Annotated in this window: 10 protein-coding genes; 3 read left to right on the top strand and 7 right to left on the bottom strand. The window is 70.9% G+C overall.

The window, feature by feature from the left end:
* Positions 1 to 50 precede the first annotated feature (50 nt).
* Positions 51 to 971 carry a LysR family transcriptional regulator gene (locus DTS01S_RS23050; protein ID WP_034366405.1) on the bottom strand — a complete coding sequence of 307 codons (921 nt, stop codon included), beginning with the start codon at positions 969 to 971 and terminating at the stop codon, positions 51 to 53.
* 153 nt (positions 972 to 1,124) lie between these two features.
* Between DTS01S_RS23050 and DTS01S_RS23055 the strand changes: the two genes are divergently transcribed.
* The gene (locus DTS01S_RS23055) at positions 1,125 to 2,132 is read left to right on the top strand and encodes a Bug family tripartite tricarboxylate transporter substrate binding protein (protein ID WP_061289003.1); all 1,008 of its coding nucleotides are present in this window, start codon (positions 1,125 to 1,127) and stop codon (positions 2,130 to 2,132) included.
* A 173-nt stretch (positions 2,133 to 2,305) separates the two neighbouring features.
* A complete protein-coding gene (locus tag DTS01S_RS23060; RefSeq protein WP_061289004.1) occupies positions 2,306 to 3,907 on the top strand; it encodes a gamma-glutamyltransferase family protein in 1,602 nt (533 codons plus the stop codon).
* 22 nt (positions 3,908 to 3,929) lie between these two features.
* Here DTS01S_RS23060 and DTS01S_RS23065 read toward each other — a convergent pair whose 3' ends face one another.
* The 6 genes from DTS01S_RS23065 to DTS01S_RS23090 are packed head-to-tail and all read right to left on the bottom strand — an operon-like array spanning position 3,930 to position 9,997.
* Positions 3,930 to 4,571 (bottom strand): nucleoside/nucleotide kinase family protein, encoded by a 642-nt coding sequence (locus tag DTS01S_RS23065; RefSeq protein WP_061289006.1) that lies wholly within the window; start codon positions 4,569 to 4,571, stop codon positions 3,930 to 3,932.
* The gene (locus DTS01S_RS23070; RefSeq protein WP_061289013.1) at positions 4,568 to 5,437 is read right to left on the bottom strand and encodes a sugar phosphate isomerase/epimerase family protein; all 870 of its coding nucleotides are present in this window, start codon (positions 5,435 to 5,437) and stop codon (positions 4,568 to 4,570) included. The genes DTS01S_RS23065 and DTS01S_RS23070 overlap by 4 nt, the downstream gene beginning before the upstream one ends.
* The gene (locus tag DTS01S_RS23075; RefSeq protein ID WP_061289016.1) at positions 5,434 to 6,471 is read right to left on the bottom strand and encodes an ABC transporter permease; all 1,038 of its coding nucleotides are present in this window, start codon (positions 6,469 to 6,471) and stop codon (positions 5,434 to 5,436) included. The genes DTS01S_RS23070 and DTS01S_RS23075 overlap by 4 nt, the downstream gene beginning before the upstream one ends.
* Positions 6,468 to 7,502 (bottom strand): ABC transporter permease, encoded by a 1,035-nt coding sequence (locus DTS01S_RS23080; RefSeq protein WP_061289017.1) that lies wholly within the window; start codon positions 7,500 to 7,502, stop codon positions 6,468 to 6,470. Before DTS01S_RS23080 ends, DTS01S_RS23075 begins: the two co-directional genes overlap by 4 nt.
* Positions 7,495 to 8,994, bottom strand: coding sequence for a sugar ABC transporter ATP-binding protein (locus tag DTS01S_RS23085; protein ID WP_061289018.1), 1,500 nt, complete (start codon positions 8,992 to 8,994; stop codon positions 7,495 to 7,497). The genes DTS01S_RS23080 and DTS01S_RS23085 overlap by 8 nt, the downstream gene beginning before the upstream one ends.
* A 13-nt stretch (positions 8,995 to 9,007) precedes the next feature.
* Positions 9,008 to 9,997, bottom strand: coding sequence for a substrate-binding domain-containing protein (locus DTS01S_RS23090; protein WP_061289020.1), 990 nt, complete (start codon positions 9,995 to 9,997; stop codon positions 9,008 to 9,010).
* Positions 9,998 to 10,174: 177 nt separating this feature from the next.
* Between DTS01S_RS23090 and DTS01S_RS23095 the strand changes: the two genes are divergently transcribed.
* A complete protein-coding gene (locus DTS01S_RS23095) occupies positions 10,175 to 11,194 on the top strand; it encodes a LacI family DNA-binding transcriptional regulator (protein ID WP_074932028.1) in 1,020 nt (339 codons plus the stop codon).
* Positions 11,195 to 11,226: the final 32 nt, after the last annotated feature.

Raw genomic sequence — 11,226 nt, forward strand, 5'->3', positions numbered from 1 at the left:
GGCTTGCCGTGTTTTGTGTCTGGGCGTTCCATGCCAGGGCGCCAGGTGGATTACCAGGAGGTGGGCAGCCTGAGCTGCAGCATTTCCAGGAAAGACTGCGCCGCATGCGGCAGCGTGCGGCCGGCCAGGGTCTGCACCTCGATGTCGCGCAGGTCCATGCCCCGGTCGCTGAGCGCCACGGCCACCAGTGCGCCTGTGGCCACCATGTGGCGCGCGGCGATCTCGCTGGCCACGGCCACGGCGGCGCCCTGGGCTGCAAAGTTCAGCAGGGTCTTGCCGTGGTTGCTCTCCATCACCGGCATCAGCATCAGGCCCTGGCGGCTGCAGGCCGCGTCCAGCAACTGGCGCACGGCAGTATCGGCCGGTGTGAGTGCCAGGGGGTGGCGTACCAATTGGGCCAGCGACAGGCGGCGGGCCTGGGCCAAGGCATGGCCGGGTGCGACCAGGGCAACCAGCGGCGCCGCCACGCGGCAGGCCACGGCAATGCCTTTTTCAGGCGCGCGGCTGAAGCACAGGCCGATGTCGGCCGTGCCGCTGCGCACGGCCTCTGGCACGGCGGGCGTGGGCAGCACCATCACCTCGAAGACGATGCCGGCATGCGCGCGCTGGAAGGCTGCGCACAGGCGCGGCAGGAACTCGTTGGCAAAGGCGTCGGAGCTTGCGATGCGCACGCGGCCGCTGCGCAGCCCCTGCAGGGCCTCGATCTCGCCCAGCGCGCGCTCGGCATCCAGGCCGGCGCGGCGCACATGGTCGGCCAGGATCTCCCCGGCCGCATTGAGCACCATGCCGCGCGGGTGGCGTTCGAACAGCGGCGTGCCCAGCAGCCCCTCCAGTGCGGCGATCTGGCGGCTGATGGCCGAGGCCGCCACATGCAGCCGCGCCGATGCCTCGGTCAGCGATCCGCATTGCGCCACTTCGTGGAAGTAGCGCAGCGCGGTGTCCTGCAAAAGAAGGTGGCGGGCGTCGGGCATGTCGCCCCGATTGTCATCAATTTGCCGCAGAGGCAACGCAGGTTTGCAAATTTGCTGATGGCGGCAAAGGGGCGAGGGTTCTACGATGGCCTGTTGCGGCGTTGCAGGGAGCAGCGGCTGCAGCTGTCCAACCCTCTGACCAGGAGTGTGCCCATGAAGGCATTGCCCAGAGTTTTACTTCCACGCCGCGCCATCGTGGCTGCAGCCTGTGCCCTGGCTGGCGCCATGGCCCTGCCCGCCGTGGCACAGGGCCAGGCGTCCTGGCCCTCGCACCCGGTGCGCCTGGTCGTGCCCTTTCCGGCCAGCGGCGCCACCGACCTCGTGGCGCGCGTGGTGGCGCAGCGCATGTCGCAGGACCTGGGCCAGCAGCTGGTCATCGACAACCGCCCCGGCGCGGGCGGCACCATCGGCACGGGCGAGGCGGCCAAGGCCTCGCCGGACGGCTACACGCTGCTGTTCACCACCAGCAGCACGCATGCCATCTCGCCGCACCTGATGACCCGTCTGGCCTACAAGGCCGACAAGGACTTCACGCCGATTGCCGAGATCGGCGGGGCGGCCAGCATCCTGCTGGTCACGCCTTCTCTGCCCGCGCGCAGCGTCAAGGAACTGGTCGCCTACGCCAAGGCCCATCCGGGCGCCCTCAACTACGCCAGCAGCGGCAACGGGACCATCGTCCACCTGAACGCGGCGGCCTTCGCGGCGCGCGCGGGCCTGCAGCTGACCCATGTGCCCTACAAGGGCACGGCGCAGTCCATCACCGACCTGTCCGCAGGCCAGGTGCACCTGCTGTTCGACTCCATTCCCACCGGCATGCCCCATGTGGCCAGCGGCCGCCTGCGTGCCCTGGCCGTGACCGGCGACAAGCGCAGCGCGCTGGCGCCCGACCTGCCCACGGTGGCCGAGTCCGGCCTGCCTGGCTATTCTTCGGTCACCTGGTTCGGCGTCTATGGCCCGGCCGGCATGAAGCCCGAGCTGGTGGCGCGGATCAATCAGGCCTTCAACAAGGCCATCCAGAATCCCGAGGTGGTGGCCAGCCTGGCCAGGCAGGGCGTGGAAGCCGCATCGCCGCGCACGCCCGAGCAGTTCGCCGCCATGGTGCAGGCCGACAGCGCGCGCTGGGCGCAGGTCATCAAAGACAACAAAATCACATTGGATTGAGTGAAGCACCCCCCTGAGCGGCTTTGCCGCTTCCCCCTCTCCTGCGGGAGGGGGACGACGCCCTTGCTGCGGGGTGGCGCGGCCGGCGTAGGCCCTTGCTTGGCGTCCCTGAGCTGGGCCGTGCCTGCGGTTCCTCAAGCTATCGGTGGCGCGTTGGCGCTATGGAAATTGATATGACAAGCACTGTTACGGACTGGACACTTCCCTACGCCTCGCACCGCTCTTCGGTGCTGGGCCGCAACATGGTCTCCACCTCGCAGCCGCTGGCCGCGCAGGCCGGCCTGTCCATGCTGCTGGCCGGCGGCAATGCGGTGGATGCGGCCATTGCCACGGCCATGGCGCTGACCGTGGTCGAGCCCACGGGCTGCGGCCTGGGCAGCGATGCCTTCTGCATCCTGTGGGATGGCAAGGAGCTGCACGGCCTCAATGCCTCGGGCCGCTCGCCCGAAGCCTGGACGCCCGAGTACTTCGCCGCGCTGGGCGGCATTCCCGAGAAGGGGTGGAACGCCGTCACCGTGCCCGGTGCCGTCTCGGCCTGGGTGGAGCTGTCGCGCCGCTTCGGCAAGCTGCCGTTCGAGCAACTGGCCCAGCCCGCCATCCGCTATGCGCGCGACGGCTTTGCGGTCTCGCCCACCATCGCCACGCTGTGGGCGCTGGGCGGAGCCAAGCTCGGCGACCAGCCCGGTTTTGCCGAGTGCTTCCTGCCCGATGGCAAGGCCCCCAAGGCGGGCGAGGTGTTCCGCAGCGAAGCCCATGCGCGCACGCTGGAGGAGATCGCCGCCACCAAGGGCGAGTCCTTCTACCGCGGCGCACTGGCGCGCTCGATGGCCGAGCACGCCAAGGCCTGCGGCGGCGCCATGACCGAGGCCGACCTGGCCGCCCACCAGGCCGACTGGGTCGGCACGGTGTCGCAGACCTTTGGCGATTCGGTGATCCACGAGATCCCGCCCAACGGCCAGGGCATTGCCGCGCTGATGGCGCTGGGCATGCTGGACGCGCTGGGCGTGGGCGCCGAGCCGCTGGACGGCGTGGAGTCCGTGCACCTGCAGGTCGAGGCCATGAAGCTGGCCCTGGCCGACCTGCACGAATACAACGCCGACGGCGACCACATGCGCGTCGAATCCGCCCATCTGCTGGACGCCGGCTACCTGCGCGAACGCGCGGCGCTCATTGACCGCGAGCGCGCCAGCGCGCCCACCTACGGCGCCCCTCGCCCCGGCGGCACGGTCTACCTGGCGGCGGCCGATGCCAGCGGCATGATGGTCTCGTTCATCCAGTCCAACTACATGGGCTTCGGCTCGGGCGTGGTCGTGCCGGGCACCGGCATCAGCCTGCAAAACCGCGGCCACGGCTTCACCACGCAAGCCGGCCATGCCAACGAGGTCGCGCCGCGCAAGCGCCCCTCGCACACCATCATCCCGGCCTTTGCGATGAACGCCGACGGCACGCCCCAGATGGCCTTCGGCGTCATGGGCGGCCCCATGCAGAGCCAGGGCCACCTGCAGATGGCCCTGCGTGTGCTGCGCTACGGCCAGAACCCCCAGGCCGCCGCCGACGCACCGCGCTGGCGCGTGACGGGCGGCAAGGGCGTGGCCGTGGAACCCGCCTTCGACGCCGAGGTCGTCGCCGCCCTGCGCGCACGCGGCCATGAGGTCACGGTGGAGGAAGGCCATGGCGTCTTCGCCTTCGGCGGCGCGCAGCTGGTGCTGCGCGACGGCGACCACTACATCGGCGGATCGGACCCGCGCAAGGACGGGGGCGTGGTGGCGTTCTGAGCGGGGGCTGTGTTCTGCAGCCTCACCCCCAGCGCAACACCCAATCCGCTCGCCCCCGCGTTGCCGCAATGCGGCGCGCATTGGGCTCGTCCACCTGTGCCACCCAGTCGAGTGCGGCCTGGGGGCTGCGGCCGTGCAGTTCGTGGCGGCGGGTCAGGCGTTCGATGCGAAGGCGGTCGTCCATGTCCACGTACCAGACCTCGTCCAGCAGCGCGCGCACGGCATGCCAGTGTGTGCCTGGCGCATCCTGTTCCTCCATCAGCAGGTAGTTGCCTTCGGTGATGACCAGGGGCACGCCGGGCGCGATGGCGATGGCGCCTGCAATGGGCTCCTCGATGGCGCGCCGGAATTCGGGGGCGTAGACCGTTTCACCGGCCACGGGCGTGTGCAGGCGGCGCAGCAGGGCCACGTAGCCGGCCGAGTCGAAGGTGTCGGGTGCGCCCTTGCGCTGCGCGCGGCCCAGGCGCTGCAGCGCGGACTGCGCCAGGTGGAAGCCGTCCATGGGCACGGCCGCCGCCAGCGGGCCCAGCGCCTGCAGCAGGGCGGCGCAGACCGTGCTCTTGCCTGCGCCGGGCGGGCCCGCCAGGCCCAGCAGGCGGCGGGGGCCGGAGCGTGCCAGCGCAAACGCACGCGCCAGGGCCTCGGGCGGCAGGATGGCCGTCATGCGCGTGCCTGCTGCGCGCTGGCCAGCCCGTCGGCCATGAAGCCGCGTGCGTGCAGGGCCAGGTCCATGCCGTCTTCCCACATGGGGCGCCAGATGGCCAGCGCGTTCGACAGCTGCTCGTTGACGATGGCCGACGAGAAGCTCTCGAAGGTGACGGTGCCCTGGTAGCCGATCTGCGCGAGTGCGCCGAAGAACTGCGCGAAGTCGATGTGGCCCGCGCCCAGGTAGCCGCGGTGGTTCTCGCCGATGTGCACATAGCCCAGCCGCTGTCCGCAGGCCAGCACGGGCGCGGCGAGGTCGGCTTCCTCGATGTTCATGTGGTAGGTGTCCAGGTGCACGCAGACATGGGGCTGGCCGACTTCGTCGATGAACTCCAGCGCCTGCGTGGCCGTGTTCAGCAGATTGCTTTCGTAGCGGTTGACCACCTCCAGGCCCAGCGTGACGCCGCGCTCGCCCGCGAAGTCGGCAATGCGCCGCACGGCCTCGATCGCGTTGCGCCGGCCCCGTGGCGTGCAGGGATGGCCGTATTTCGCCATGGCGCCGTAGAGGATGCCGCCGAAATAGCGTCCGCCCAGGCGCGCCGTGATGTCCACGCCTTCTTGCAGCAGCGCCAGGCCGCGCGCGACCACGGCGGGGTCTTCGCTGGAGACATCGGCCTCGAAGGTCAGGCCCCGCGAGCAGCCCACGCCCAGGCCATGCTCCTGCAGCAGATCACGCGTGAGCGCCAGGTCCATGAGCCGGGGGCCGTGCAGGGACAGCTCGACCAAGTCGTAACCGGCCTGGCGCGTCTGCTCGATCACATGGCGGGTGGAGGCCGGCGACAGGTCGCCGGCCCAGACAAGGGCGTGGATGCCGAGGGGGTTCATAGGGGCTCCGGTTGGACGCTGCGAGAGCGTGAAGGGGAGGGTTCGGCGGGTACCCGGGCACGGCCCCGCCAGCGCGCCAGCAGGTGGCGCGCGGCCACGGCGGCGATCATGGTGGCGCCCCACAGGGCCTGCGTGAGCTGGGCATTGGCGCCCAGCAGGTTCACACCGCTGGACAGCACCTGCAGGATGAGCAGCGCGACGAACAGCCCCGACACCCGGCCAAAGCCGCCCATGGGATCGGTGCCGCCCAGGATGGCCGCAAGCACCGTGACCAGCAGGTAGGACTGGGCGTAGCCCGCACTGGCCGAGTTGAAGCGCGCCATCATCAGCACGGCCGCGATCCAGCACAGCAGCGTGGACAGGGTGTAGACGCCGATCAGCACGCGGCGCGTGTCGATGCCCGCATGGCGCGTGGCCTCGGCATTGGAGCCGACCATGCGGATGGCCAGCCCGTGGCGTGTGCTGCCCAGGTACAGGCCCACCAGCAGGCACACGGCCGCGAAGATCCAGAACGGCAGCGGCAGGCCCAGCCACTGGGCGGAGCCCAGGGCCTGGAAGGCCTCGGGAAAGCCTGCAATGGGCTTGCCGCGCGTGAGCCAGACGCACAGGCCGTTGATCAGCGACATGGTGCCCAGCGTGACGAGGATGGGATGGGCGTTGACGCGCGCCACCAGCCAGCCGCTGGCCAGCCCCACCAGCAGGCTGGCGAGGGCGCCCACGGTCAGTGCTGCGGCGATGAGCAGGCCCTCATGGCCCGACAGGTCCAGGCCCAGCGCCGACAGGCCTCCCACCAGCACCCAGGCCATGGCCAGGCCCGCCATGTTGGCGCTGGCGACCACGGCCAGGTTGATGCCGCCACTGACCAGCGGCAGCATCTGCGCCAGTGCCAGCAGGCCCAGCTCGGGGATCTGCAGCAGCACCGATTGCAGCGTGCCCAGGGTGGCGAAGCTGCCGGGCAGCAGCAGCGTGAACACGGCGCACAGCAGTGCCAGCAGCGCGATCAGGCCCAGCGGCGCGCCAGTGCTGCGGTTCATGGCGCGGCCCCCGCCAAGGGCGCTGCAGGAGTGGCGTCAGCGCTGCGCTGCTGGTTGCGTCGCTGCGTGCGCCGCAGTCCCGTTGCGGCCGCGCAGGCCAGCACCACGGCGCCCAGCAGCACCTGGAAGAAATACGGCGACACGCCCATCAGGTTCAGCCCGTTGCGCAGCACGGCCAGCAGCAGCACGCCCATCAGCACGCCGCCCACGCTGCCCGTGCCGCCGAACAGGCTGGCGCCGCCCAGCACGGCGGCCGCGAGCACGAACAGCTCCGTGCCGACCAGGGCGTTGGGCACCGACTCGGCCACGCGGTGCGCCTGCACCAGGCCTGCGGTGGCCGCCATCATGCCGAGCCAGCCATAGGCCACGCCCTGGATGGCGCCCAGCCCGATGCCCATGCGGTGGGCGGCCTCGGGGTTGCCGCCGAAGGCGTACAGGCGCCGCCCCAGCGCGCTGCGGCCCAGCAGCAGCGCGGTCAGCACGGCGGCTGCGCCGGCCACGACGATGGGCAGGGTCAGGCGCACGGGGTCTGCGCCGTCGGCGCTTGCGAAGCGGGCCAGCACCACGGAATCGCTCCACCACGACGGCAGATCGTAGATGGACCGGCCGCCCGTGCCATGCATCAGCAGCGCGAAGTACAGGTTCAGCGTGGAGATGGTGATGATGATGGAGGTGGCGCGCAGGCGGTGGATGAGCAGGGCGTTGAATGCGCCCAGCGCCAGTCCCGTGGCCAGGCCCAGCGCGATGCTGGCCGCCGGTGCCCAGCCCAGGCGTGTGGCCGCGAGGGCCGCAAGGTACTGCGCCACCGTGGCCGTGGCGGCAAACGAGATGTCGATGCCGCCCGCGACCAGCACCACCAGCAGGCCCACGGCCATGATGGCGGTGACCGATGCGCCCTCGGCCACGTCCATCCAGTTGCCCAGCGTCCAGAAGCCCGGCGCCAGGGCGCCGAACAGCAGGGCCATGGCGGCAATGGCCAGGCCGAGCCGGGCCACGGGGTGGTGCAGCAGCGCGTGTGCGTGTTCAGGCATGGACGGCCTCCTCGATCTGGCTTTCGGAATGCACCCCCGGCACGAACTCGCCGGCCATGCGCCCGCCGCGCATGTGCAGCACGCGGTCGCAGTGGGCATGGACCTCGGCCACCTCGTCCGAGATGACGATCACCGCCATGCCCTGTGCGGCGAGACCGTGCACGATCTCGAAGATGCCCTGGCGGTTGCCGATGTCCACGCCCACGGTGGGCGAGTCGAGGATCAACAGGCGTGGCGCGGTCGCCAGCCAGCGCGCCAGCACCACGCGCTGGGCATTGCCGCCGGACAGCTGGTGCACGGGCGCGTCCAGCGCGGGCAGGCGCATGTGCAGGCGGTCGCGCCACTGGGCTGCAGTGGCGGCGCGGCGGCTGGCGGGCAGCCAGCCCAGCGGGCCGGACAGGCGCGGCAGCATGGCCAGCACCAGGTTGTCCTGCACGGACTGGCGCAGGTTCAGGCCGAGGGACTGGCGGTCCTCCGGCACATAGGCAATGCCCGCCGCCATGGCATCGCGGTTGCTGCGCAGCGCCAGCGTGCGGCCGCCCAGGCGGATGCTGCCGCGGTCGGGCCGGCGCATGCCGAACAGGCCCAGGGCCAGCTCGGTGCGGCCCGCGCCCAGCAGCCCGGTCAGGCCCAGGATCTCGCCCTCGCGCACGTCGAAGCTCACGTCCTCGTAGTCGCCGTCGCGGCCCAGGCCGCGCACTTCCAGCAGCGCGGGCGCGGCGGACATGTCGCGCGCATGCAGTCGCTCATCCACTTCCTGCCCGGTCATCAGCGTGGCCAGTTGCCTGCCCGACAGTTGCGCGGCGGGCCAGGTGCCCAGCTTGCGCCCGTCGCGCAGCACGGTGACGCGGTCGGCGATCTCCATCACCTCATCCAGCTTGTGGCTCACGAAGACGATGGCCACGCCATCGGCCTGGAGCCGGCGCACCACGGCCAGCAGCGCATCGACCTCGGCGCGCGTGAGCGAGGCCGTGGGCTCATCCATGAACAGCAGCCTGGCCCGGGCCGCCATGCCCCGGCAGATGGCCACAAGCTGGCGGCCCGCAATGGGCAGGTCGCCCACCCGCGCATCCAGCGGCAGCGCAATGCCCAGGCGCCGCATCACGGCCTGGGCCGCCTCGCGCTGGCGCCTGCGGCGCACGGGCGCCCACCAGCGGCCCATGGCCTGGTCGAAGGCGATGTTCTCGGCCACGCTCAGGTTGGGAAACAGCGACAGGTCCTGGTAGATCACCTGGATGCCCAGAGACTTGGCCAGCGCCGGGTCCAGCCGCTGCACGGTCTGTCCGCCGATGTCGATGCGCGCGCCCGGCTGCGGCGCGTGAACGCCGCTGAGCACCTTGATCGCCGTGCTCTTGCCGCTGCCGTTGCTGCCCATCAGGCAGTGCACCTCGCCGGGCATCACGTCCCAGTCCAGCGCATGCAGCGCGGTGGCGTCGCCAAAGCGCACGGTGACCGCCTGCATGCGGACCAGTGCCGTTGTGGTGGCATCCATGGCAGCGCGCGGCTCACAGGCCCAGGCCGACCAGCCGGTCTATGGTCTGCCGGTTGATCGGCTCCAGCCTCTGGCCCTGGATGTTGCGGCGCTCGCGGTCCACCTGGACCTTGCCCAGGCCCGGTATCTCCATGCCGTCCGTGGGCTCGCGGCCGTCGATCAGCATCTTGCCCACATGCACGATCACCTCGCCGGCCAGCGCGGGGTTCCAGATGAAGCCCTCGCGGATCACGCCGTCGCGCACCAGCTTGGCGCCCTGGCCCGGCGAGAACGAGCCCACCACGGCAATGCGCTCGGCTTTGCGCGCATCGGCCACCGCGCGGCCCGCGCCAATGGGGCCCTGGCTGCCGAAGGCCAGGAAGCCCTTGAGGTCGGGATGGGCGCGCATCAGGTCCTGGGCGCTGCGATAGGAGTCGTCCAGGCTCTCGGCCACGCCGAAGCGCTCGGACACCAGCTGCATCTTCGGCCACTGTTTTTTCTGGTGGGCGATGGCCGCATCGGCCCAGGCGTTGTGCAGCGGCACGGTCAGCGAGCCCACGAAGACCACGTACTTGCCTTCGCCACCCATGGCCTTGCCCAGGCTGTCCATGTGGCGCTCGCCAAAGCCCGCGACGCTGCTCAGCTCGATGTTCCAGTCGGCGCCCTTCTGCTCGGGCGACTCGTGCGTGAGCACCTTGATGCCCGCGCTGCGCGCACGCCGGAACACGGGCTCCAGCGCCCTGGCGTCATTGGGCACCACGGCGATGACCTTGCTGCGGCGCGCGATCAGGTCCTCGACCGCGCGCACCTGCTGGGCCGCATCGGCCTCGGTGGGGCCGACCATGCCGCTGGAGATGCCCAGCTCGCGGCCTGCCTTGCGGATGCCGGTCTCCATGGCGTTGAACCACGGAATGCCCCCGACCTTGGCCACCACCGACACATCCTCGGCACCGGCCGCGCCTGCCAGCACCGCCAGGGTGCAGGCCAACAGTGCCCTCGAGAACCGGCTGAATCCATGGAACATGGCGCTCCTCCCTCTGTTTTGCACAATCGATTGTGCAAACTATAGACAGATGGACTTCCATTGCCGATGCGGGATTTCCCGGGCCGCTGCTGCGTGCCGGCTCCGGCCCGCCCGAATCGCTGCCGCAGCGGCTACGATGGCCGCCGAGCGCTCCCGTCCCAACCCCTGCAGAGCACCGTGAACCGCCCCCGAACCTCCACCATCTACGACCTGGCCGAACTGGCCGGCACCTCGGCCTCGACGGTCAGCGCCATCCTCAACGGCAGCTGGCAGTCGCGGCGCATCAGCGAGGAGACCGCGCGCCGCGTGCAGCAGCTCGCCCAGGAACACAGCTTTGCCGTGAACCGCCAGGCCAGCGGCCTGCGCCGCCAGCGCTCGGGGCTGATCGGCATGGTGATTCCCACGCATGAGGACCGCTTCTTCGGCGCGCTGTCCCAGGCCTTCGAGCGCCTGGCCCACGCGCGCGGCCTGTGCCCGCTGGTGGTCAGCACGCTGCGCGACGGCGCGCTGGAGGTGGAGACCGTGCGCTCGCTGATCGCCTTTCGCGTGGAGCACCTCATCGTCACGGGCGCCACCCGGCCCGACGCCATCAGCGCCGAATGCCGCCAGGCCGGCGTGCGCCATGTCAACGTGGATCTGCCCGGGAAAAAGGCGCCCTCCGTCACCAGCGACAACCGCTGGGGTGCGGCCGAACTCACGCGCCTGCTGCTGGCGCGCTCCAGGCCCCCGGCAGGTGCGCCGCAGGACGCCGTCTGCTTTCTGGGCGGCGTCCGCAAGGAGTACGCCACCGAGCAGCGCCTGGCCGGCTTTCGCGAAGCCCTGGCGCCCCACACGCCGGTGGCGGACGAGCACATCGTCTGCTGCGGCTACGACCCCGAAGCGGCCCGCCTTGCCATGGCCGCGCTCTACCAGCGCCTGGGCGGCCTGCCGCGCGCCCTGCTGTTCTCATCGGGCATCACGCTGCAAGGCGCCATCCGCTTCCTGCGTGGACTGCCCGATGCGGAACTGGCGCAATGCAGCTTTGGCAGCTACGACTGGGACCCCTATGCCGAATGCCTGCGCTTTCCGGTGCACATGGTGCGCCAGAACGTCGAAGGCCTGATGGCCGAGGCCTTCCGCGCCATCGATGGGGACGGCCTGCGCGCGGGGCAGGTGGTGCAGGTGCGGCCGCAGTTGGTGGAGTGGGGGGAGGGCTGACCGCTGGACGGCGCTGTGCCCGCAGGGCTGCG

It is taken from the genome of Delftia tsuruhatensis NBRC 16741 (assembly GCF_001571325.1).
Lineage (GTDB): Bacteria > Pseudomonadota > Gammaproteobacteria > Burkholderiales > Burkholderiaceae_C > Comamonas > Comamonas tsuruhatensis.